This is a genomic window from Spirosoma sp. KCTC 42546 (assembly GCF_006965485.1).
Taxonomy (GTDB): Bacteria; Bacteroidota; Bacteroidia; order Cytophagales; family Spirosomataceae; genus Spirosoma.
In genome coordinates this window covers 8,181,747-8,206,096 of record NZ_CP041360.1, presented here as the reverse complement: position 1 = coordinate 8,206,096, position 24,350 = coordinate 8,181,747, and the positions used below count along the sequence as shown (strand labels likewise).

16 protein-coding genes are annotated in these 24,350 nt (G+C 48.5%); 13 read left to right on the top strand and 3 right to left on the bottom strand.

The window, feature by feature from the left end:
• The first annotated feature begins 25 nt into the window (after positions 1-25).
• The 8 genes from EXU85_RS33400 to EXU85_RS33365 all read left to right on the top strand — a co-directional run bounded on the left by EXU85_RS33400 (position 26) and on the right by EXU85_RS33365 (position 9,153).
• On the top strand, positions 26-337 hold the full coding sequence (locus EXU85_RS33400; RefSeq protein ID WP_142776226.1) for a septum formation initiator family protein: 312 nt from the start codon (positions 26-28) through the stop codon (positions 335-337).
• Positions 338-418: 81 nt separating this feature from the next.
• Positions 419-937, top strand: coding sequence for a low molecular weight protein-tyrosine-phosphatase (locus EXU85_RS33395; RefSeq protein ID WP_142776225.1), 519 nt, complete (start codon positions 419-421; stop codon positions 935-937).
• Between the two features lie 62 nt (positions 938-999).
• Positions 1,000-2,577: a 2,3-bisphosphoglycerate-independent phosphoglycerate mutase gene (gpmI, locus tag EXU85_RS33390; protein WP_142776224.1), complete on the top strand. Its 1,578-nt coding sequence runs from the start codon at positions 1,000-1,002 to the stop codon at positions 2,575-2,577.
• A 200-nt stretch (positions 2,578-2,777) separates the two neighbouring features.
• Positions 2,778-4,175 carry a glycoside hydrolase family 88 protein gene (locus EXU85_RS33385; RefSeq protein ID WP_142776223.1) on the top strand — a complete coding sequence of 466 codons (1,398 nt, stop codon included), beginning with the start codon at positions 2,778-2,780 and terminating at the stop codon, positions 4,173-4,175.
• Positions 4,176-4,186: 11 nt separating this feature from the next.
• Positions 4,187-5,632, top strand: coding sequence for an NADH:flavin oxidoreductase (locus tag EXU85_RS33380; protein WP_142776222.1), 1,446 nt, complete (start codon positions 4,187-4,189; stop codon positions 5,630-5,632).
• The gene (locus EXU85_RS33375; protein WP_246859355.1) at positions 5,629-6,429 is read left to right on the top strand and encodes a 3-ketoacyl-ACP reductase; all 801 of its coding nucleotides are present in this window, start codon (positions 5,629-5,631) and stop codon (positions 6,427-6,429) included. Before EXU85_RS33380 ends, EXU85_RS33375 begins: the two co-directional genes overlap by 4 nt.
• Positions 6,430-6,510: 81 nt before the next feature.
• On the top strand, positions 6,511-7,815 hold the full coding sequence (locus EXU85_RS33370) for a Gfo/Idh/MocA family oxidoreductase (protein WP_142776221.1): 1,305 nt from the start codon (positions 6,511-6,513) through the stop codon (positions 7,813-7,815).
• 78 nt (positions 7,816-7,893) lie between these two features.
• On the top strand, positions 7,894-9,153 hold the full coding sequence (locus tag EXU85_RS33365; protein ID WP_142776220.1) for an MFS transporter: 1,260 nt from the start codon (positions 7,894-7,896) through the stop codon (positions 9,151-9,153).
• A gap of 89 nt (positions 9,154-9,242) precedes the next feature.
• On the opposite strand, the gene odhB is transcribed toward EXU85_RS33365, so the two are convergent.
• Together odhB and EXU85_RS33355 are read right to left on the bottom strand one after the other, a co-directional pair.
• Entirely contained in the window at positions 9,243-10,865 is a 1,623-nt protein-coding gene (gene odhB, locus EXU85_RS33360; RefSeq protein WP_142776219.1) for a 2-oxoglutarate dehydrogenase complex dihydrolipoyllysine-residue succinyltransferase, read from the bottom strand.
• 89 nt (positions 10,866-10,954) lie between these two features.
• Positions 10,955-13,732, bottom strand: a complete 2,778-nt coding sequence (locus EXU85_RS33355; protein ID WP_142776218.1) for a 2-oxoglutarate dehydrogenase E1 component — start codon at positions 13,730-13,732, stop codon at positions 10,955-10,957.
• An 803-nt stretch (positions 13,733-14,535) separates the two neighbouring features.
• Between EXU85_RS33355 and EXU85_RS33350 the strand changes: the two genes are divergently transcribed.
• The 5 genes from EXU85_RS33350 (at position 14,536) to EXU85_RS33330 (ending at position 23,659) form a co-directional block, all read left to right on the top strand.
• A complete protein-coding gene (locus EXU85_RS33350) occupies positions 14,536-17,727 on the top strand; it encodes a cyclic nucleotide-binding domain-containing protein (RefSeq protein ID WP_246859354.1) in 3,192 nt (1,063 codons plus the stop codon).
• Positions 17,728-17,735: 8 nt separating this feature from the next.
• Entirely contained in the window at positions 17,736-19,106 is a 1,371-nt protein-coding gene (locus tag EXU85_RS33345) for an ATP-binding protein (RefSeq protein ID WP_142776217.1), read from the top strand.
• 40 nt (positions 19,107-19,146) lie between these two features.
• Complete coding sequence (locus EXU85_RS33340; protein ID WP_142776216.1) at positions 19,147-21,306, top strand: tetratricopeptide repeat protein; 2,160 nt, start codon at positions 19,147-19,149, stop codon at positions 21,304-21,306.
• A gap of 69 nt (positions 21,307-21,375) precedes the next feature.
• A complete protein-coding gene (locus EXU85_RS33335; protein ID WP_142776215.1) occupies positions 21,376-22,431 on the top strand; it encodes a S9 family peptidase in 1,056 nt (351 codons plus the stop codon).
• A 136-nt stretch (positions 22,432-22,567) separates the two neighbouring features.
• Positions 22,568-23,659 carry a hypothetical protein gene (locus EXU85_RS33330; RefSeq protein ID WP_142776214.1) on the top strand — a complete coding sequence of 364 codons (1,092 nt, stop codon included), beginning with the start codon at positions 22,568-22,570 and terminating at the stop codon, positions 23,657-23,659.
• 1 nt (position 23,660) lies between these two features.
• Here the strand turns inward: EXU85_RS33330 and EXU85_RS33325 are convergent, their stop codons facing one another.
• Positions 23,661-24,305 (bottom strand): Pycsar system effector family protein, encoded by a 645-nt coding sequence (locus EXU85_RS33325; protein ID WP_142776213.1) that lies wholly within the window; start codon positions 24,303-24,305, stop codon positions 23,661-23,663.
• Positions 24,306-24,350 lie beyond the last annotated feature (45 nt).

Sequence of the window (24,350 nt, the reverse complement as noted above, 5' to 3'; positions counted from 1 at the left end):
GTGCACCGTGCCCCGCGCTTTTCTCATGCTACAAAAAATCCTTCGCAAACTCGGTAATTTCTATGTCGCTTCTGGCATAGGGCTTTTATTGTGGATGACGTTTTTTGATGCGAACGACTTGCCAACACAAATCCGAAACTGGTGGAAGCTGCACAAGTTGAATGAGGAAACCAGCTATTACCAGGATAAAATTAAAGCGTTGCAGGTAGAGCGCCGGGAAGTATTCGGTAGTGACCGGCTTCGCGAGAAGTTTGCCCGTGAAGAATACCTAATGAAAAAGCCGGGTGAAGATGTGTTCGTCATTGTCGATGAGCATAATGAACCACTTGAAAAATAGCTGGGAGCCAGGAGCATAGAGCAGGGTAGGTAACATGCCGAGCTCCGAACTCCATGCTCCGAGCCCCACGCTCCCTGCCCCATGCTAAACGTCCTCTTCGTCTGTTACGGTAACATCTGCCGGTCGCCGGTAGCAGAGGGTGTGTTTAGGCAGCTAGTCGCCGACGCAGGGCTCGATAAACAGATACAGGCCGATTCGGCCGGGACAGCATCCTTTCATATTGGTCAGCTTTCTGACAGGAGAACCCGGGAAAACGCGCTTGAGCATGGACTCACGCTAACACACCGCGCCCGCCGGTTAACTGGCGACTATCTGGCCCAGTTCGATTACTTTGTGGCGATGGATGAAACTAACCTCGAAGCCATCGAGAAGCTGAACTACCGTAGCACGGGCTTGTACTCCAACGACACCATATTCTTACTTCGTGAGTTTGATCCTGATGTAAACGATCAGCCTAATGTGCCAGACCCGTACTATGAAGGCCCAGAGGTTTTTGAAGAGGTGTATCAAATTGCCCTACGCTGCTGCCGACAGCTACTCACGTACTTAATTCAACAGCATAATCTTAATGAGCGAAAGAGCGAAGGAGTGAACGAGTGAAGTTACCGTATGGTTTCGCTCTTTCACCCTTTCGCTCTTTCACTCATTCACTCATTGAACCTATGAACAAAAAAGTCATTCTCATCATTCTCGACGGTTGGGGCATTCCGCTCAAACCCGAAGTGTCGGCTATTGAATCGGCGCACACACCGTTTATGAATTCGTTGTATCCCAAATATCCAAACAGTAAGCTGGAGGCTTCGGGATTAGCGGTTGGTTTACCTGCGGGTCAGATGGGTAACTCCGAAGTAGGGCATATGAACCTCGGTGCCGGTCGGGTTGTCTATCAAGATTTGGTAAAAGTCAATAAAGCGGTTGAAGAGCATACCCTTGATAAAGAGCCTGTATTGGTCGATGCCCTGACGTATGCGAAAGCCAACGGTAAGAAAGTCCATTTTATCGGCTTAGTTTCCGATGGGGGCGTTCATGCGCATATTGAACACGTAAAAGGATTACTATCTATCGCACAAACGTACGGTTTAACGGACGTATTCGTCCACGCTTTCACGGATGGCCGCGATACAGATCCCAAGGGGGGCGTTGGGTATCTAACTGACTTGCAGGCGCATATGACTGCTACAACGGGCCAGATCGCCAGCGTCATCGGTCGTTATTATGCAATGGACCGCGATAATCGCTGGGAACGCGTTAAGGTTGCCTACGATGCGATGGTACGCGGTGAAGGCGAAAAAGTGGCCGCTGCTGATATTACCAAGTCATTGCAGGCGTCGTATGATGCGGGTGTAACGGATGAGTTTATTAAGCCGCTTATCGTTTCCAAGGCCGATGGTTCGCCCGTTGCGGTTATTGAAGATGGCGACGTGGTGCTTTGCTTTAATTTCCGTACCGACCGGGGCCGTGAAATTACGCAGGCATTGACGCAGAAAGATTTTCCAGAACAGGGTATGAAAAAGCTCAATCTGGATTACATCACCATGACCAAATACGACGATGAGTTTGTGGGGGTAAAAGTCATTTTCGACAAAGACAATCTACAAAACACGCTGGGTGAGGTTATTGCTGGAGCAGGCAGGAAGCAGATCCGGATTGCCGAAACCGAGAAATATCCACACGTAACCTTCTTCTTTTCGGGCGGACGCGAAGAGCCGTTCCTGGGTGAAAAGCGGCTTCTCTGCCCCTCACCGAAAGAAATGGTGATTCGTGACGATCGAGGTGTTGAGGTTACCATACCTGTGAAAACCTACGATCAGATTCCCGAAATGGCCGCTTATGATATCCGCAACGCAATTATTCCTGAACTGGAGAAAGAAGAAGTCGACTTCGTTTGCCTGAACTTTGCCAATACCGATATGGTAGGCCATACCGGCGTTTTTTCGGCTGTTGTGAAAGCTGCCGAAACCGCCGATGCCTGTGCTCAGGCCGTTACCGAAACCGCTCTGGCGCATGGGTATACAACCATTATCATTGCTGACCACGGTAACGCCGAATACATGACTAATGATGACGGAACGCCGAATACGGCTCATACAACTAACTTAGTGCCCTGTATTCTGGTCGATAAGGACTATCATCCAGCCATGAATGATGGTAAACTTGCCGATATTGCTCCCACGATCCTGCAATTGATGGGTATACCACAACCAGCCGAAATGGGTGGAGTGAGTTTGATAAAGGAGTAAGTCGTTTCTTGAACTACATAAAAAAGCCGTGCCCGATTTTACCGGACGCGGCTTTTTTATGTAGTCAGGGCCAATCGGAACGCCGAACCGCTCCAGATTGGTCCTGGCTAAAAAGCTTTTACAAAGCAGTTATAGTAGTACAATACCCTATTTGCTCTTTAGGAAAGAGAAACGATAACCCTCGCGGACCTTTACCTAGTATGCAGATTGACCATTCCTTACAACCCACCGATCTATCGGCAAAACTTAACCGCTTCTGGGAACTCTCTGGCCAGAAAATTCACCTGATTGACAAAGACTACGACGTAACGAAAGGTTCGCCAGTTTTCACGGTACAGGGAAAATACACGACCCGGGGCTGGACAGAATGGACGCAGGGATTTCAGTTTGGAGCCGCTATTTTACAGTTCGATGCGACCAATAATACTGACTTTCTGGAAATAGGTCGTCAGAAAACGCTGACTGTCATGGCTCCTCACATTAGCCACATTGGGGTGCATGATCACGGTTTCAACAACGTCAGTACCTACGGGAACCTGCTTCGGCTGATGCGGGAAGGCCGTATTCCAACGAATGAATGGGAAGCTAACTTTTATGAACTGGCGCTAAAAATCTCCGGTGCCGTGCAGGCCAGTCGCTGGACAACGGTTAAAACAGGGGGGTTCATTAGTTCATTCAACGGTTCCCATTCGCTTTTTGTCGATACAATTCGGTCGTGCCGGGCGTTGGTGCTGAGCCATTCGTTGGGACATGTGTTTCAGGGTGAGGGTGATGTGAAGATTAATTTACTGGACCGAGCCTTGCAGCACATGAAGGCTACCGCCGATTATTCGGTATTCTACGGTTCAGGACGAGATTCGTATGATCTATGGGGACGTACGGCTCATGAAAGTGTTTTCAATATAAAGGATGGTAATTTTCGATGCCCCAATTCACAACAGGGCTATTCGGGCTTTACTACCTGGACGCGCGGATTAGCCTGGGCTATGTGCGGCTTTGCTGAGGAGCTAGAGTGGCTTGCCACTCGGGATGATGCCGAGTTGGAGCCTTTCGGTGGTCGCGATTCTATCGAAGACTTCATGTTGAAAGCGGCTACGGCCACCTGCGACTTTTATATCGAATACACACCCACTGACGGCATTCCTTATTGGGACACAGGAGCACCCAATCTGCATCGCTTAGGTGACTATCTGCATCGGCCCGCCGATCCCTACAATAATTTCGAACCGGTAGATAGCTCGGCCGCAGCTATTGGTGCGCAGGGACTGCTACGGTTGGGGAAATATCTGACCGAAAAAGGCAATGCTGACCCTGGAAAACGCTACTATCAGGCTGGTTTGACAGTTCTTAATACGCTTTTTGATGAACCTTATCTCAGTACGAATCCAGTGCATCAGGGCCTGATCCTTCATTCAATTTATCATCAGCCTAATGGTTGGGATTATGTACCGGCGGGAAGTAAAATTGCGAATGGAGAGTCGAGTATGTGGGGCGATTACCACGCTCGCGAAGTAGCCCTCTATTTACAACGGATCATTCGTAACGAGCCGTATTATACTTTTTTCAACCAGATTGCCGGTGATACGGCCCTCCGATAGCACTTATCCAGATGAGTGAAAAATACAAACCCCAGTTTCCCCGCATGGCCCAGCTGAAAACGGCTGCTGATCTGGGAAATTATCTGACAAAAAACGACATCGGGCTGCCGTTCGACGACGTTTTATTGCCTGCTGCGGAGAGCCCGTTCAATCGGCCTATTCCACTAAAGTCCGGCCAAACGATTGGTAATAGCCTGTGTATTTTACCTATGGAAGGCTGGGACGGCACCCTTGATGGCCGACCAACCGATTTTACGCGTAACCGCTGGAAGAAATTTGCCATCAGTGGAGCCAAATTATTGTTTGGCTGTGAGGCTGTAGCGGTTTGCCATTCGGGCAAAGCCAACCCGAACCAATTAGTCATGAACGACGAAACGTTTCTTGACTTTGTTGAATTGCGGCAATTGGTACTCAATGCGCATACCGAAGCATTTGGCAAAACCGACGATTTAGTGATTGGTCTCCAATTAACGCATTCGGGACGTTTTTGTAAGCCCAGGAGCCACAAGGCTTTTGAGTCGAAAATTCTATATAGCCATCCGTTTCTGAATAGCAAATTCGGTATGCCGGCTGATTATCCACTGCTCACGGATGAGGAGATCGACCAAATCATCCAGCAGTATATAGATGCCGCTGTACTGGCTCAAAAAGCGGGTTTTGATTTTGTGGATGTAAAACATTGTCACGGCTATCTGGGTCATGAGTTCCTGAGTGCGGTAAGTCGGGAAGGGCGTTACGGGGGTTCTTTCGAAAATCGGACACGCTACCTTCGGAACATTGTTGCGGGCATTCGCGAAGCCGCGCCGGGACTGGGAATCGGGATTCGTCTGAGTGCTTTTGATCTACTGCCTTTCAAAAAAGGACCGGCTGGGGCTGGTATTCCGGAGTCTGCCGAAGAATACCCATTTGCGTTTGGTGGAAAATCGAATGGACTAGAGCTTGACCTAACCGAGACAAAAGCGTTGTTGACGCTGGCCGAATCACTTGGGATACAGTTGGTATGCATTACGGGTGGAAGCCCCTATTACAACCCACACTTAATGCGACCGGCCCTGTTTCCGCCCTCGGATGGTTATTTGCCCCCGGAAGACCCACTATTGGGGGTAAAACGACAAATCGACGTCACAAACGAGCTGAAACAGGCATTCCCGGAGTTGGTCATAATTGGCTCGGGCTATTCCTATCTGCAGGAATGGCTTCCGAATGTGGCGCAGTATGTATTGCGCAATGGCATGGCCGATAGCATAGGCTTTGGCCGTATGGTACTGTCGTATCCAACTATGCCCGCCGATATGCTTGAGGGTCGTCCGCTCGTCCGAAACCACATCTGCCGCACGTTTTCGGACTGTACGACAGCGCCACGGAATGGGCTGATTTCGGGGTGCTATCCATTGGATCCACTCTATAAGAAAAGCCCTGAAGCTGAAGAGCTTAAAGCGATAAAAGAAAGCTTGTGAAAAAAGAGGAACACTCGATCCGGCGTACCAGGCCAGTAGCCTTTGTAACAGGAGGTAGTCGTGGCATTGGCTACGGTATTGCCGAACACCTGGCCCATGCTGGATTCGACCTGGCCATTAACGGAGTTCGGCCAGAAGAAGCCGTTCGTGAGGCATTGGATGCATTGAGAAATCGGGGAAGTGACGTGATTTATTGTCCCGGAGATATTGCATCGGTGCAGGATCGGGCCAGCATGATGCAACGTATTGTAGCCCATTTTGGTCGATTAAACGTATTAGTAAACAACGCGGGTGTAGCCCCAAAAGAACGCCGGGATATTCTGGAGGCTACTGAAGAGAGTTTTCAGTATGTATTGTCGACTAACTTACAAGGCGCTTATTTTCTGACGCAGGCAACCGCTAACTGGATGATTGCTCAACAGAAAGAGCAGGCTGATTTTTGGGGCTGTATCATTAACGTATCGTCGATTTCAGCTACCGTCGCATCGGTTAATCGGGGCGAGTATTGCGTGGCGAAGGCTGGATTAAGTATGGCAACGCAACTGTTTGCCGTTCGGCTCGGCGAGTACAATATTCCGGTTTACGAAGTTCGACCGGGTGTTATTAAAACGGATATGACGGCGGGTGTAACTGCCAAATACGACGCGCTGATTGACAGCGGACTTTGTGTTCAAAAACGATGGGGTTTCCCCGATGATGTAGGCAAAGCGGTTGCCGCGCTCGCTAAAGGAGATTTTCCATACTCAACAGGCCAGATCATCATGGTAGATGGTGGGCTAACCTTGCCAAGGCTTTAATTCGTTTGATGTTTGTAGTTAATAAGAAACGTCAAACTACGAACCTCAAACCTCCAACTTTTTCTAAACCAATTCAAACTCATGGACCCTAAACAAGTTTCCCGGCGTGATGTCCTCAAAGCAGGCGCGGTCGGTTCACTGGCAGCTATCGGGCTGCCAACCTACATTCCGGCGCATGCGTTCGGGGCTAACGACCGTGTTCGAATGGCCGTTATTGGCGTAAATGGCCGGGGTAAAGACCATATTCAAGGATTGTCAAAACAGAAAGATGTCGAAGTGGTCACGCTTTGTGATGTAGACAGCAATGTGCTACAGGAAAGAGCTTCGGAGTTCGAAAAGAAATACAATCGGAAAGTCCAAATGGTGGATGATCTTCGGAAAGTCTATGATGATAAGAATATTGATGCCGTGAGCATTGCCACGCCAAATCACTGGCATGCGCTGGCGGCTATCTGGGCGTGTCAGGCGGGTAAAGATGTGTACGTGGAGAAACCGGGTGCGCATAATTTACATGAAGGACGGAAGCTGGTCGAGGCAGCCCATCAATACAAACGTATTGTGCAGCATGGTGTTCAATTGCGGAGTTCGGTGGCCATTCAGGAAGCCATTAAACACCTGCGCGACGGTCTGATTGGCAAGGTTTACATGGCACGGGGCCTCGTGTATAAGTGGAGACCCGACATCGGTAACAAAGGGCCATCGCCCGTACCGTCCGAATTGAACTGGAATATGTGGCAGGGACCCGCGCAAACAAAAGAGTTCAGTAAAAACTACGTTCACTACAATTGGCACTGGTTCTGGGATTATGGTAATGGCGACATTGGTAACCAGGGTATCCACGAAACCGATCTTTGCATGTGGGGTTTGGATGTAGGCTTGCCTGAAGAAATCACCTCAGCGGGTGGCAAGTTTCTTTGGAACGACTGTAAGGAAACGCCGGAAACGCTCACCTCAATTTACAAATACCCATCGCAGGGGAAAGTGATTCAGTTTGAAGTCCGTCCCTGGATGACTAACAAAGAAGATGGTGTTGAAATTGGTAACCTGTTCTACGGCGACAAAGGGTATATGGTGATCAACGGGTATGATGATTATAAAACCTTTTTAGGTAAAGAACGGACACCTGGCCCGGCCCGTAAAGAAGGAGGAGATCATTACGCCAACTTTATTGAAGCTGTTCGGGCACGGGATACCTCGAAGCAGAACGGGCCGGTTGAAACCGCCCACCTGGCATCGGGTATTGCGCATCTTGGTAATATCTCGTACCGCTTGGGCCGTACCCTCCATTTCGACCCTAAAAACGAAGTGTTCACCGGCGATAAAGAGGCCAACCAGATGCTTACCCGCAAATACCGCGCTCCGTTTGTCGTACCGGAGAAGGTGTAAGTACAACTGTCTTGATAAAAACCTATGAGGTCTCCAAGACCTTATAGGTTTGACCTGCCCTCAATCTTAACTTAATCAATGAAGCCAATCCTTACGCCTGAAACAAGCCCGGCCAATCGCTCAACAATCTCCCAACTGTTGCAAATACCGGTGCTGGTAGCCGCCCTCGGGTATCTGGTAGATATGTACGACCTGTTTTTGTTCAGCGTGGTACGCGTACCCAGTCTTAAAGCATTAGCGGTAGAGGGAGATCGGTTACTAAGCGAAGGTCTTTTCCTGCTCAATGTGCAGATGGCTGGTATGCTGATTGGGGGTATTTTCTGGGGAATCTTAGGCGATAAAAAAGGTCGCCTTTCTGTGCTCTTTGGCTCTATTCTGCTGTATTCACTGGCCAACATTGCCAATGGCTTTGTCACGTCACTGGATCAGTACGCGCTCCTACGCTTTATTGCTGGAGTAGGATTAGCGGGCGAATTAGGAGCTGGTATTACCCTGGTAACCGAAATTCTTCCCAAGCAGATTCGTGGGTATGGTACTACACTCGTGGCTACCATGGGCGTACTAGGTGCGATTCTGGCTTACTTTATGGCCGATCTATTCGATTGGCGGATCTCCTATTTTATTGGAGGTGGTCTAGGGCTGCTACTGCTTGTATTGCGGGTAAATGTTTTGGAGTCGGGTATGTTTGTGAAAACCAAACAGCGGGTAATTACTCGGGGTAGTCTACAAATGCTCGTATCCGATAAGGGCCGGCTAACCAAGTACGTTCAGTGTATTCTGGTTGGGTTACCCATCTGGTTTGTTGTTGGCATTCTGATTACCTTCTCCCCTGAATTTGGGAAAGCACTTGGCCTGAGCGCGCCCGTTGTGGCAGGCAAAGCAGTCATGTTAACCTTCTCCGGGCAGGTGTTGGGCGATATCGTAAGCGGATTTATGAGCCAGTACCTTAAAAGCCGGAAGCAGGTTATCCGGCTGTTTATGCTGCTCTCGCTGGTGTTTATGCTCGTGTATTTACTAGTTCCCGTGCACGACATTACGCTCTTTTATGTCGTCTGTGTTTGCCTTGGATTCGCTAATGGGTACTGGACGTTGTTCGTAACAATTGCGGCTGAGTTATTCGGGACCAATCTTCGGGCTACCGTGGCAACCACAATCCCAAACTTTGTACGGGGAGCTACCATTCCATTGAGTGCACTTTTTACGCTTCTGAAACCGTCGCTGGGAACGATCTACAGCGCATTAACGGTAGGCGTTATAACATTGATTGTGGCGCTGATTGCCTTAAACTTTCTGGATGAGACGTTTAAGAAGGATTTGGATTACGTTGAAGAGGAATAGAACGCAGATGCCGCGGATGTGGCTGATTTACACAGATTTTTTTGTCAGCGTAAATCAGCCACATCCGCGGCATCTGCGTTCTATTTAGTTTACATATCAAACAGCAGTCGGGCAGGATCTTCCAGAATTTGCTTCACCCGAACCAGGAAGCTAACCGATTCCTTTCCATCAATGATACGGTGATCATACGACAAGGCCACATACATAATTGGCCGAACCACAATCTCGCCATTAACGACGACAGCCCGCTCAACGATGTTGTGCATCCCTAAGATAGCTGACTGTGGCGCGTTGATGATCGGTGTCGACAACATCGACCCGAATGTACCACCATTGGTGATCGTGAACGTACCACCCGTCATTTGGTCGATGGTCAGTTTATTGTCGCGGGCCAGACCAGCCAACCGAACGATCTCCTTTTCAATACCGGCAAAACTTAACTGCTCGGCATTCCGAATAACGGGAACTACTAATCCCCGATCCGTTGAAACGGCAATCGAAATATCACAGAAATCATTGAAAATCATCTGATCACCGTCGATCTGAGCGTTTACCGCCGGGAAATCTTTCAGCGCAACACAAACGGCTTTCGTGAAGAACGACATAAAGCCGAGGCCAACGCCGTTTTTCTCCTTGAATTTATCTTTGTATTTGTTCCGCAGGTCCATAACCGGCTTCATGTCTACTTCATTGAAGGTAGTCAGCATAGCCGTTTCATTTTTAACGGCAACTAACCGGCGGGCAATTGTCCGACGTAGTGACGTCATTTTCTCCCGACGCTGGTTACGACTTCCCGCAACAACAGGTGCCGGAGCGGGCGCTGGTGCTGCGGGTTTAGGCGCAGCCGGTTGAGCCGTTGGTGCGGTTGGTGCCGCTGGTTGAGCCGGTTCGGGCGATGCTTTCATGGCATCCTCCTTCGTCACGCGTCCGCCTACACCGCTACCTTGAACTTGTTGAGCGTTAACACCTTTTTCATCCAGGATTTTAGCGGCTGCTGGCGATGGGTAATGAGCCGCGTAGCCGTTCTGTCCATTCGATGCTTCTGGCGTGGCTACAGTTGCCGCTGGTTGAGGAGCCGGTGTAGTTGCTGGAGCTGAAGGAGCCGCAGTACCTGCTCCTACTTCTATTTTGGCAATTAGAGCACCAATGGGTAGCGTTTCGCCAGCTTGAGCCACAATACGGAGTATTCCGGCGGCTTCGGCGGGAAGCTCAAAGGTCGCTTTATCGGATTCGAGTTCGCACAACACTTCATCGAGTGCAACCTGGTCACCATCTTTTTTGCTCCATGAAGCAATCGTAACTTCAGTAACCGACTCACCGACAGCCGGAACTTTCATTTCGACAACGCTGGAAGCACTGCTAACAGGGGCTGCTACCAGTTCTGCCACAGCTGTTGGGGCGGCCTGTTCGGCAGGTTTCGGTGCTTCGGCTTTTGCTGGCTCAGCCGCGGGAGCTGGCGCTGGCGCAGGTGCGCTACCTCCATCATCAATTGTACAAATGCTGGCACCAATGGGAAGCACATCGCCCTCCTGTGCCAGGATATGCAGAACGCCATCAGCTTCGGCCGTTAATTCAAACGTAGCCTTGTCGGAATCGAGTCCACAAAGAACATCATCCATTTTTACGTGATCACCTTCTTTCTTGTACCAGGTGCCAACGGTTACTTCGGTAATGGATTCCCCCACGGGAGGAATTTTCATGTCAACGGCCATTCTTCTGTAGTTTGTAGTTCGTAGTTTGAGGTTTGCTGTTTGCTGATGCTTCTAAAAACAACTACGAACGTCAAACCTCAAACGTCTTGTTATTCAAACGCTCTCCGAACGATGTCGGCTTGTTCCTGAGTATGTATTTTTGGGTAACCAGTTGCAGGTGACGCAGCCGCTTTACGGGAGATGATGGGCCAATTTAAGCCAATTCGTAACAGATAGGTCCAGTAGCCCATATTTTCAGGCTCTTCCTGAACCCAGAATAGCTCCGCTTTTTTGTACTTGGCTAATACCGCATCCAGTTGCGTTTTAGAGAGAGGGGCTAGTTGCTCCAGGCGAACAATTGCCACATCATCACGCTTGTCTGTCTGCTGTTTTTCAAGCAAATCATAATACACCTTACCGGTACATAGCAATACCCGTTTCACTTTTTTCGCCTGTGCATAGCTGTCGTCAATGATTTCCTGAAACGAGCCTTGGGTAAGGTCTTCCAGTGGAGAAACACATTTTGGATGACGTAGCAATGACTTTGGCGACATAACAACCAGCGGCTTTCGGAAGCCCCATGCCAACTGACGACGCATAATGTGGAATAAATTGGCAGGTGTACTCACGTTAGCTACCACCATATTATAATCGGCATATAACTGCAAATACCGTTCAGGGCGTGCATTGGAGTGCTCTGGTCCCTGGCCTTCGTAGCCATGAGGAAGCAACAGCGTTACGCCATTCTGGATACCCCATTTCGATTCACCAGCGGCAATAAACTGGTCAATAATCAATTGGGCACCGTTGGAAAAGTCGCCAAACTGTGCTTCCCAGATAACCAGCGCATGTGGGTTAGCCATGGCATAGCCATACTCAAAACCGAGTACGCCATATTCCGAAAGCAACGAGTTATAGACCTGAAAATTTTGCTGCCCATCCTGGATAAAATCGAGTGACGAGTAGGACTCGTTCGTTTCTGAATCATGAAGTACCGCATGCCGGTGTGAGAATGTGCCACGTTGAACATCCTGACCACTCAACCGAACCGGTTTGCCATCGAGCAGCAATGATCCATATGCCAATAACTCAGCCGTACCCCAGTTCACCAGTTTGGTATCGGTGATCATGGTTTGCCGGTCTTTCAGCAACTTGTCAATCTGCTTCAGTGGCTTGAAACCTTCCGGTGTTTTAACCAGCGCTTTACCAATGGTTTGCAGCACCTCTGCTGAAACCCCCGTTTCCGGCGATTTCTCAAAGTCCTTAGGTTCACTAAAGCGAAGTTCAGCCCAGTCGAGATCCAAGCGAAGCGGCTTGTAGGGGATTTCGGCTTTCTGCTTTACGCGGTCGAGTCGATCCTGTAGCTGCTTCTTGAATTCGGTATCCATGCGTTGCGCCAGTTCGGCGTCTACATCGCCCCGTTTGATAAGGAGTTCTTTGTAGATTTCGCGCGGATTCTGATGCTTTTCGATGATGTTGTACATCGTTGGCTGTGTAAACTTCGGCTCATCGGCTTCGTTGTGGCCATAGCGTCGGTAGCAAACCATGTCGATGAATACATCCCGATTAAATTTCTCGCGGAATTCAACGGCTAGTTTAGCGCAGAAAATAACTGCTTCAGGATCATCGCCATTCACGTGGAAAATGGGGGCATCAACGATCTTGGCTACATCAGAGCAGTAAATTGATGAGCGGGCATCTTCGAAATCGGTGGTAAAGCCGATCTGGTTATTAATCACGAAATGGACAGTACCGCCGGTTTGATAACCCGCCAGCTTGGCCATCTGGGTTACTTCATATACAATACCCTGACCCGCCACAGCGGCATCGCCGTGAATCAGGATCGGCATTATTTTCGTGAAATCACCTTTATATTCTTCATCAGCCTGCGCTCGAACAAAGCCTTCAACTACCGGGTTCACCGCTTCTAAGTGCGATGGGTTGGGAGCCAGCTTTACACTAATCTGTTTGCCCGACTTGGTTTCGGTTAAACTCGAATAGCCAAGGTGATATTTAACGTCGCCGTCGCCATGAACCTGCTCAGGTACATTGCCTTCAAAGCCATCGAAGATCGACTCGTAGGATTTGCCAAGGATGTTTGCTAATACATTCAAACGGCCCCGGTGTGCCATCCCAATCATTACTTCTTCAACCCCCATGTCGGCGGCCTGACTAATGATCGTATCCAGAGCAGGAATAGTTACTTCACCTCCTTCGAGCGAAAAACGCTTTTGGCCCAGGTACTTGGTGGCGAGAAAGTTCTCAAAAACGGTAGCTTCGTTCAGTTTTTCGAGAATACGCTTTTTCTCGTCGAGCGATGGTTCAAAAACGAGCGCTTCTTTTTCGATTTTGTTCCGTAGCCAGTTCTTTACATCCAGCTCGCGGATGTACATATACTCGAAACCAATCTCACCTGCATAAATTTTTCGCAATGAATCCATAATGACTCGTAGCGTAGCAGGTCCGATACCGAGTAATTTACCTGATTCAAACACGGTATCTAAATCAGCATCCGAAAGCGCGTAGTCGGGCAGGTCAACGCGGGGTTGCCGATCTTTGCGGGCTTTAAGCGGATTCGTTTTAGCCAATAGGTGGCCACGCGAGCGGTAGGCTTTAATCAAACTGGCAACCGAAACTTCTTTTTCGGCATGAGTAGCGTCTACCGGTTTGCTGCCTGTAGCCTGCCCGTTTCCATTGGCTGAGGCTCCATTTGGCGTAGCAGTGGAAGCTTTGCCATTGGTTTTTTCGCCATATGTCAGCGAAAACTCAAATCCTTTAAAAAATTGTTGCCAGCTTTCATCAACAGATTGCGGGTCTTGCTTATAAGCCTGGTAGAGTTGATCTACGTAAGCCGCGTCGGAATTGGCGATATAGGAGTACTGATCCATGACGGGGAACTCGTCGTTGTTTTTGACTTACAAAGGTAGCGTATCAGTTACAGAGTTGGCCCAAAATTTATTGTTTTTATCCTACTGATCGCTGATAGCCTCTTCTTTATCTATACAACAACTAATTTTTAATTTTTATTACAACTAGTACTGCTGCAAAATAGTAGCCAGAATGCATTTTTTCGTTTGCCAGCGCAACAGATTTATAGAGTTAATGCTAATAAACAGCGAACTAATTAAATGGCTATCTTCTGTCGGTAAGCCGCCAGCGGGTTGACGGATGTAGGGTTGTACTCATAGCGAGATTGATTATGGGTAACTCACCTCCTGCGAGTTAAAAATTATGCGCCTAGTTGCGTAAATTTTCCATTACTGTATGGTCAACATAATGCGCCTGGTGCAAGTCGACCGTTATAGCCTGTCCAGTTTACTGAGGAATAGCGTCTAATTGGTTTTTAATGGATATGTAGTTTGTGAAAACAGCTGCACTATTAATGGTCAGCGTATGGTGGTTTTCTTTTAATACTAATTTCTGATCGGGATTGGACAGGTAGTTAAACGGTAAGCCAAGTACAACCTGAGTAATAAATTCGGGGAGGATTCTTACGCCAATACCAATGAGCAGATCGGCTATCTTGGGCTATTAGCAAAGATAAGATCGACCTTATGGCGATTTTGTCATTTGATACCATTTTATACGCACCACAACGTTTGGAGAGATTCCCGATAGTTCAGTGTAATGGGATATTACACCATATACTGTCGGCTTCTGATGGATGGCTGTGTATATTTGACGATAAATCGTGTCCCGAAACCTACTTATGACCGTTGGTCCCGACGCTACGCATCAGTCCCCCTCGTCCTCAACTCACCGATGGCAACGTGCACTAGGCATTCGGCCGGAGGAAGGTAGAACGGTGGGGTTATTTTTTATCCACAATTTTCTGTTAGGCATTGGTACCATTCTGATTTATGTGGCGGCCAATGCCATTCTACTTGAAAATCATCCTGAAACCAGTCTGCCTGTTGCCTATGTGGTTGCCGCTTTAGCTATGATTGGGGTTGGCCGGGTATATGCTTATTTCGAGCATCATCTGGCACTGCGTAGTTTGGCTGTTCGGGTGCTACTATCGGCTGTTGTGATGACGGTGGTAGTAGGGGTGTTGGTTATTGTGGGCCATTCTGTAGCAGCCGCGGTAGCTATCATGACGGGCTACCGAATCATCTACCTGCTTACTAATCTTGAGTTTTGGGGCGTATCGGCGGTTGTATTCGATACGCGGCAGAGTAAGCGACTGTTTGGTGTAATCAGCTCAGGAGATATGCCCGCCAAAGCACTTGGCGCTATTCTGGCCGCTCTAGTTCATGCGCATGCGGACGTTCTACGGTTATTGCTGGTGGCATTCGGGGCATTTCTGGCCGCACTGTATGTGGTACAACTAACGATTCAGTCGCACGATGTACATGCTCCTCAACGTTCAGACCGGGCAGTTGGCCGGGAACCTTCGCGATTGATTGGCAAGCGATTTGGTGGCAGTGAGTTGATTTTTTATATGTGCTTGAGCCTGGCCGTGCTGGCAGCCGTAGCGACCGAGATTGAATACAACTTCTTTATCAACGTAAAACACCGATTTCATGATCAAACCGATGTTATTCGGTATGTGAGTTACGTACTGGCTCTGACGTATGGGGTAGCTATGCTGGCTAAACTGCTCTTGTCCAGGCAAGTACTCGATAAGTTTGGCGTACAACGCTCCTTGCTGGTTCTTCCCTGGGTAGCGCTGATAGGCTTGGCCGGACTCATCGTTCTGCACTATGTTGCTACCAGTGAAACCGCGTTACTGATCTATTTCTGTGGCCTCTATCTGGTTTTTGAAGTAGTTCGTCGGGCGTTATTCGATCCTGTATTTCTTGTGTTATTTCAACCTTTATTGCCCCCACAGCGGCTGAAAGGCCATACGCTGGCGAAGGGGTTGTATGAGCCGATTGGCCTGGGATTGGCGGGTCTGCTGATTTTTGTTTTCCATACAACACTGGAATCTGGCGGAGCACTGGTTTGGCTTGGTTTGTTGATTGGCGCTATCTGGTTGTTACGTCATACCTACAAGCGGTATTTACATGAACTTAATGACGCCATTGGTCGCCGGTTTCTGGAAAGTGACCAGCTCGCTATGCCAACCGTTGCCCAGGCGAGTCTTATTCGTCAATTGCAGAGTGCTAATGCGGAAGAGGTACTTATGGCTATTGGCTGGCTTGATGCTCATAATCCGGCGGAGTTGACCCCAAGAGTGCCTTCTCTACTAACCCATACCAACGCTAATGTTCGTAGACGAACGCTGGCAACTATCTCGCACATCAATCGGCCAGTGCCGATTCAACAGTTAATGCATATTGCTCTGGCTGATTCAGAACCGGCTTTGCGTCAACAGGCAGCTTATTTGTTAGGCCGTCGGATTACTGTTGAACCCTCAGAACTGGCCCCACTTATTAATCATACAGATCTGAGTATCCGGCAGGGTGCTATTAGAGGTGTTCTGGAGTTGAATCCACATGATGCTGCTGCTCAGGCGAGCCTGAAGCAACTAGCCAATGACAAAGACCCTGCCCACCAGCAACTAGCGTTACATCTGATTGCAACCCTACATCTGAATGATTTTGCGTCCATCGTAAACGAGCGACTTACTAGCTCGACAATTGATGTTAAGAAGGCAGCTATCGCAGCGGCTGGCCGTCTTTCCAATGAGGGGTTGACCCAGTATTTGCTGAGTAACCTGACTGATGAAACTATCGGCCGGGCAGTGGTTCAGTCTTTGAAAGCACGTGGACCTGAACTAATTCCGTTAGTACGGCAGATTCGACGTTCAGCTACAGATCGGCTGGTTCTGGAGCGGATAGCCGCCATTTGTGGTGCTATTTATTCGCCCGACAGCCGACAGCTTCTGAATGAATTGGCTCAATTACCAGACCTGATGGTGCGGAGTGCAGCCTTACGTGCGTTGCGTCGTTTTCCTAACGAACCGGCGGATGACTCGATATTTCGTGCGCTTATGCAGGAAGAAGTACTGCTGGCCCAACAACTCATGCAGGCGAGCCTGACCGAAGTTGAGCTTACGGAAACCCTTGATTATGAGTTAGCGGTATTACTGCAGCGGCTGTTTGATATTTTAACGCAACTATATGATTCAGATACGATTGCAGGGGCACGTATGGGAATAAGCCACCCCGCTCGTGAACGTCGGGCCAATGCGCTTGAAATGCTCGATAATCTGATCCCAAGAGCTACTTACCAAACGTTGCAAGTATTAGTTGATGATCTGCCTAGGTCCGAAAAAGTTCGTATCCTTGCTACAGAACTTGGCACGTTTACTGATTCTGAGCCTATTCGGGCGTTTATTTTACGAATGGGAGAGCCTGTTTTTTCGGCCTGGACAGTTAGTGTTGTTGTACGAAGTTTAGCTCCTGCTGAAGCATCAATTGCACTTCAATCGTTAGCGTCTCGTTTTTCCGCCCTATCTCCTTTGATTATGAGTAACTCAAGCCATTCAACCGACCAGATTGCAGCCTATGATCGGGTATTGCTGCTATCGCAAACCAGCCTGTTTTCGCAAACGCCCGAAAATGTATTGGCCAGTATTACGCCAATTATGAAAGAAGAGCAGCATACTGCCGGTGAACCCATTTTTCATAAGGGGGATCTTGGCTCGGGTATGTACGTGATTTACTCAGGCGAGGTAGTAATTCTGGATGGAGACACAGAGCTGGCTCGTTTTGGGCGGGGTGATTTTTTTGGCGAACTAGCCTTACTGGATACGGAAGCCCGTTCGGCAACGGCCGAAGCCATTACTGATATTCGATTATTGCGGATTGATCAGGACGATTTCTTTGACCTGATGGAAGAACGGGGTGAAGTGCTTCGCAGCATTGTACGAAGTTTATCGGGTCGGATTCGTCGGCAGAATGAGCTGATCGCTCGTCAATCGACCAACACTAAATAAAAGCAGGTATGAACTGGTCGGATGGAGAATCGTACATAGCTATTGGTATTGCTGCTGGCCTCATGCGCTACTTCCGGAGATTTCTGGAGACGGAAAAACGGCTACCCCACTGGGATAGGTATCTAAAGCAGGTATGGCTTGCGGGTTTAATTCTGATGGGACTTGGGGGAATATTTCCTGATCCCTGGTTAATCTGGTTTGAGCTGATCATAATTTTTGCCATTGTCTATACTATTTCGCAACTATATGAATTCCGGCCCGCCCGAACGTTACTACTGGCGTTAGCACCTTATGCCTTTATCCTCGTCGTTAAAGACTTATTAGAGCATTTAGCTCCAAAATTCTATAAGGCCAATGATGACTACATTGACGCAACCTCTACGTTCGCAATCATCTGGTTGATTACGTTTGTCGTCATTGCCAATAATCAGAAAAAGTCGCTGGCCAAAGCGCAGCTGGAACATGAGAAGGAGCTCGAAAAACGGCGGATCATCGAAGCAAAAAAGAATGAACTCGAATTCCTGGTTGCCGAGCGAACTGCCGAGATCACGCGTCAGAAAGAAGAACTGGAGCAAACGGTTACCGAGCTAAAAGCCACTCAGAGTCAGTTAGTTCAAAGCGAGAAAATGGCTTCGTTAGGTGAACTCACGGCTGGTATCGCTCACGAAATCCAAAACCCACTCAACTTCGTTAACAATTTCTCCGAAGTGAGTATTGAACTCATTGACGAACTGACCGAAGAACAGGCCAAAGCCGACCGAGATCACGAACTGGAAGCGGAGTTATTGACTGACCTGAAGCAGAACTTACAGAAAATTAACCATCACGGCGGTCGGGCATCATCTATTGTGAAAGGTATGCTACAACACTCGCGCGCCAGTAACGGTCAGCGGGAACTGACCGATCTGAATGCGCTGGCTGATGAATACCTACGGCTGGCTTACCACGGCTTGCGGGCTAAAGACAAGACCTTCAACGCCGTATTGAAGACGGACTTTGATGCATCCCTGGGTCAGATCAGTATGATTCCCCAGGATATTGGCCGGGTATTACTGAATCTGTTCACCAATGCGTTTTATGCCGTTCAGCAACGTCAGAAGCAGCACCCAGACCTGGCCTACCAACCAACGGTATCGATCAGCACTCGTTGTGACAACAGTCAGGCGGTGATTGTGGTTAGTGACAATGGCACCGGGATTCCTGAGTCGGTACAACAGAAGATCTTCCAGCCTTTTTTCACGACCAAGCCCACGGGTGAGGGCACGGGTTTAGGTTTATCGTTGGCGTATGATATTGTAACAAAGGGGCATGGGGGAACGTTGGAGGTGGAAAGTAAGGAAGGAGAAGGGACAACATTTACCATAACATTACCGGCTTAAGGGTTGACTAGTTAGTTGGTGCCGGTTTCAGCTAGTTACTATGCCTATTCGCCCATTGTTGTTTAGTCTATTGCTTTGGTTGACCGCAACGGTAACCAGCGTACAGGCACAGGATTCGTTACGGATCGCACTACGTACCCAATTGGCCGGCCATCTACAGGCCGATACGATCCGGGTAAACCGGCTGAATGCATTAGCCTATCTACTACGGGGTGACCAGCCGCAACAAACCCTTTTGCTTGCTCAGGAAGCATTGATAGTAGCCCGAAAACTCAATTACCAGCGGGGGGAAGCCACGGCGCTCTATAATCTGGGAATTGGCCATGCTACGGATAGAGAGTATCAACAAACGCTCCCTTACCTGAATCAGGCTTTGGCACTATTCAGGCAATTGAATGATCGGACAGGTATGGCACGCGTACTGAGCCAAATTGGCTGGTTTTATACGCAACGGGGCGATTATGTGTTGGCCCTAACGTACAATCTGCAAGCACAGCAGTTAGCCGAAAAAGCAGCTAATCTGGAGCTATTAGCCCGCACAACAGCTCGTTTGGGTAGTTTACACATTATACTGGGCGATTACCAGCAGGGTTTAGCTATTCAATCGGCAGCTATTCAGTTATTTGAGCGTACGAATGATCAGGAGGGCGTTTGCCGGTCGTTGAATGGCTTTGGTGACCTTTACCGACTTCAGGAGGATTATGACCGGGCTGATCGCTATTACAACAAGTCGATCCGGTTGGCCCATGCATTAAACAGGCCTCGTCTGGCAGCTCAGGCCGAGAGCAATCTGGCGGCTGTATATGTGGCACAGGGTAACTATGACGGTGCGCTTAATATGGCCCGCCGTGCGCTGTCGGTTTTAACGAAAATACCCGAAACGGATGTGGTTGTGTGGACTCAAACGGTAGTAGCCCGAGCCTATCTCAAGCAGAATAGGCTTGATAGTGCGTTGGTTAACGCGCTTCGTAGCTGGAACTTGAGTCGACAAATCGGTTACAGAGAGGCATCTCGCGATGCTAATGAAATTTTGGCCCAGGTGTATGCGGCCCAGAACAAGTTTGCCGATGCCTATGCGGCTCAGCAGAAGTACATTGCTTATGTAGATACGCTGTCTGGGCGAAATACACAGCAGCAATTGGCTATCCTGCAATACAATTACGGGCTTGCCGAAAAGCAAACGCAAATTGCCTTGTTAAAAAAAGACAAAGCCTTACAAACCGCCACGGCACAGCGACAACGGCAATTGCTAATTGGCACCCTCGTTGGCATGGGGCTAGTCCTGGGCTTACTCTTTCTGGTCTACCGCAACAATCGCCAGAAGCAAAAAGCCAATGCCCTCCTGCAGCAGCAAAAGACAGAAATTCAGATCCAGCGCGATCAGACGAATCAAGCACTAGCCGAATTGAAGTCTACACAAAATCAGCTGATTCACAGTGAGAAAATGGCTTCATTGGGCGAGTTGACGGCCGGTATTGCGCATGAGATTCAAAACCCCCTCAATTTCGTCAATAACTTTTCCGAAGTAAGTACTGAGTTGGTGCAGGAGTTACAAGAAGAGCGAAAAAAGGGGGCGGATCGGGATGAAGAGCTTGAGGATGAATTATTAACTGATTTATCGAATAACCTTCAAAAAATCAGTCAGCATGGTAACCGGGCATCGGGTATCGTAAAGGGAATGCTGGAACACTCGCGCAAAAGTACGGGTCGTAAAGAGCGAACGGATCTGAATGCGCTGGCTGATGAATACCTACGGCTGGCTTACCACGGCTTGCGGGCTAAAGACAAGACCTTCAACGCCGTATTGAAGACGGACTTTGATGCATCCCTGGGTCAGATCAGTATGATTCCCCAGGATATTGGCCGGGTATTGCTGAATCTGTTCACCAATGCGTTTTATGCCGTTCAGCAACGTCAGAAGCAGCACCCAGACCTGGCCTACCAACCAACGGTATCGATCAGCACTCGTTGTGACAACAGCCAGGCGGTGATTGTGGTTAGTGACAATGGCACCGGGATTCCTGAGTCGGTACAACAGAAGATCTTCCAGCCTTTTTTCACGACCAAGCCCACGGGTGAGGGCACGGGTTTAGGTTTATCGTTGGCGTATGATATTATAACAAAGGGACATAGTGGAACATTAACCGTTGAAAGTGAAGAGGGAAAAGGGACAAAATTCGTAATTTCCCTTCCTGCTTAAGAAACAGATTAGATGATGGAGCTTAGGTAGAAACAATAGTATTTTGCCAATAACTCAATCAACTAACTTATGTACAACCTGTATCTCGCTACATTAATTTTCCTCCTTCACGTCTGTAGTTATGGACAAACAACCCCACCCAGCCAAACGGCATCACCCGCACCCGTTGATTTGAACGAACGTGTTCGGATGCTGGAAGAAAATCTACGCTTCTCAGATCAGGGGTTGGCAAAAAGCATCGATGACTTACTGTGGTACCAAAAACTGGGCGACATAGCCATTATTGACAAGGTTCGATATGCCAGTAAGCCTCCGCATGTCATCAAAAACCCAACCGGTCAGGGAGCCAATAACCCTGTTGTAATTCCAGCTTACACCTTTGTGTCCCGGAAGTTTGCATCGGCCAAAAAACTACCTCTACTTATTTTCGTGCATGATGGTGTACATGGCGATTTCAGTACGCTCTATGCACATGTTGTTCGGGAGTTGGTAGATCAGGGATACCTCATCCTGGCCCCGGAATATAGAGGGAGCGTTGGCTATGGCGGAACCTTCTATAATCAAATAGATTACGGCGATTACGAAAACGACGACGTACTGGCAGGAAAACGATGGGCCGTTGAGAACATGCCCCAGGTAGATGCCGACCGGGTGGGTATTATCGGCTGGAGCCACGGAGGAATGATCTCATTGATGAATATTTTCGACCATCCCGAAGATTACAAAGTGGCGTATGCAGGTGTTCCTGTTACCGACATCATTGCCCGATTGGGATACAAACCCGCTAGCTATCGAACCATATTCTCGGCAGCTACCCACATTGGTAAAGACCCCTCCGATAATGTGGCCGAATATCGTCGGCGGTCGCCAGTCTGGAATGCGCAGAAACTGAAAACGCCCTTGCTTATTCATACTAACACGAATGATGAAGATGTGAATGTGCTGGAGGTTGAATCATTGATAAATGCTCTGAAAGCACACGAGAAAAAGTTTGAGTACAAGATTTATCAGGACGCGCCGGGTGGGCATAGCTTCAATCGACTCGATACGAAGCTGGCTCGTGATTCGCGCGAAGAGATATACAAGTTTCTGGCTCGCTATCTGACGCCACCTGCTGCAAAATGAGCTAGCGACAAACATGGCTTTTGTCCAGTTCGTTTTCCTTGTAAAGCCCGTGTCGCTATTGAACCTATCGGCATGGGCTTTTATGAAGTAGACTGGCGCCCCATTTTCCATTAAATTGCCCATATTTTAAGCTACTATGAAACCCTATTACCTCCTTGTGCTGCTGGTTTGGGCTGCCTGTGTTACACCAGCTGCGGTCGCTCAGGATAGCACGAAAAGCTCGGCCTTAAAACCTAAAAAGAAGATTGCTGCCAATACCAACAAGCAACCCTCACTATTTGACCTTGATCGTGACCTGGAATTTACACTGACTGCCAATCTGCGCGATCTAACAAAAGATAGAGGTGATAAGCCGATTACCCACGCTGCAGTGCTAACCTATACGAATGGGAGTGAGCTAGATACCTTACCCCTGACACTGAAAGTCCGGGGGAATTTCCGGCGTAGTAAGGTCAACTGCACATTTCCGCCCCTATTGATTGATCTCCCCAAAAAGAAAGTTAAGAAGACTTTATTTGCGCATCAGAATAAAGTGAAACTGGTCACGCACTGCCAGAATGACGAATGGGTCGTACGTGAATACCTGGTGTATAAACTCTACAATCTGCTCACGGACTTAAGCTTCCGGGCCCAATTGGCTCGGGTTACCTATGCCGATTCGCTGGGGAAGCGCGCGCCTGAAACACATTGGAGCTTTCTGCTCGAAGATGAGAGTGATCTAGCAAAACGAAATAACGTAAAACTCAATACCATGAAGCAAATAGGGATGGGTTATGCTGATTCGCTGGGCATGGCTACTGTTGCCGTTTTTGAATACATGATCGGGAATACTGATTGGTCAGTGCCCTATCTGCATAACATTCGCTTGTTTGCTAATGGTGTAACCAGCTCGCTACCAGTACCCTACGACTTTGATCATGCCGGTATTGTTGAAGCGTCTTATGCAAAACCTGCGGAACAGCTCGGTCTTTCATCGGTTCGGGAGCGGGTCTACCGGGGGCCTACTTACCCGATGCCGCTTCTGCAACAGGTATTCGATAAATTCAATCAGATAAAACCTCAAGTCTACGCGCTCTATCAGAACGATAGCCGATTGGATAAAACCTATGTAAAGCGTACAGTAAGATACCTGGATGATTTTTATGCGCTTCTCAGCAAACCGGCATCGGCACGAGCCATATTCCGCCAGAATGTCCAGTCGGGCGTGGTCATTAAAGGGCTAAACTGAATTAGCTATAATACGTAGCGAGCAGGGCTATCACAACGGTGATGACGACCACCGAGAAGCCAATCATAAAAAACTGGTAGGCAAATTTGAGTAGCCGGTATTTTCGGGCCAGAACCTGCCCCTGAGCATATATATTATTGATCAGACTAGTATAAAGGTCATCATCGTTGCTGAGCAGTTTGCGCAGTTTTTTGCGATACTCGTCTAACGAAAGCTGGGAATAGTAGCCGAAGAACAGCAAATCAATTGGGCGATCCTCCGGTATACTGTTTCGCTTTTTTATGGGCGAAATCGTTGGATTGGTTGCAATCAATGAAACAATAATGGTAACCAGACAGACCGCCAGCAATAGTAAACTAGGGATAAGCAGGTTATCTGGGGCATCGTATTTTCGGGCGTAAGCTGAAATGATGATGGAAACAATAATGGTATTGATAGAAATCATCAGATTGGCCTTTCGATCGGCCATCTCACTGAGTTTCATATGGTTCGACAGTGTGGTTCGAAATAGTGTTTCAACCCCTTTACTGGCTTTCTTATTTTTTTCTTTTTTTGACTTTTTAAGCGTTGGGATTTCAGGTATTTGTGTGGGGGAGGGCGGGTTTGCTCCTACGTCAATTTGGTTTTCCTGCGGTGTTGGAGCCATGGATGAGGTGTTATTCAGTAGTAAGTTTACAAATCTATGATGCCT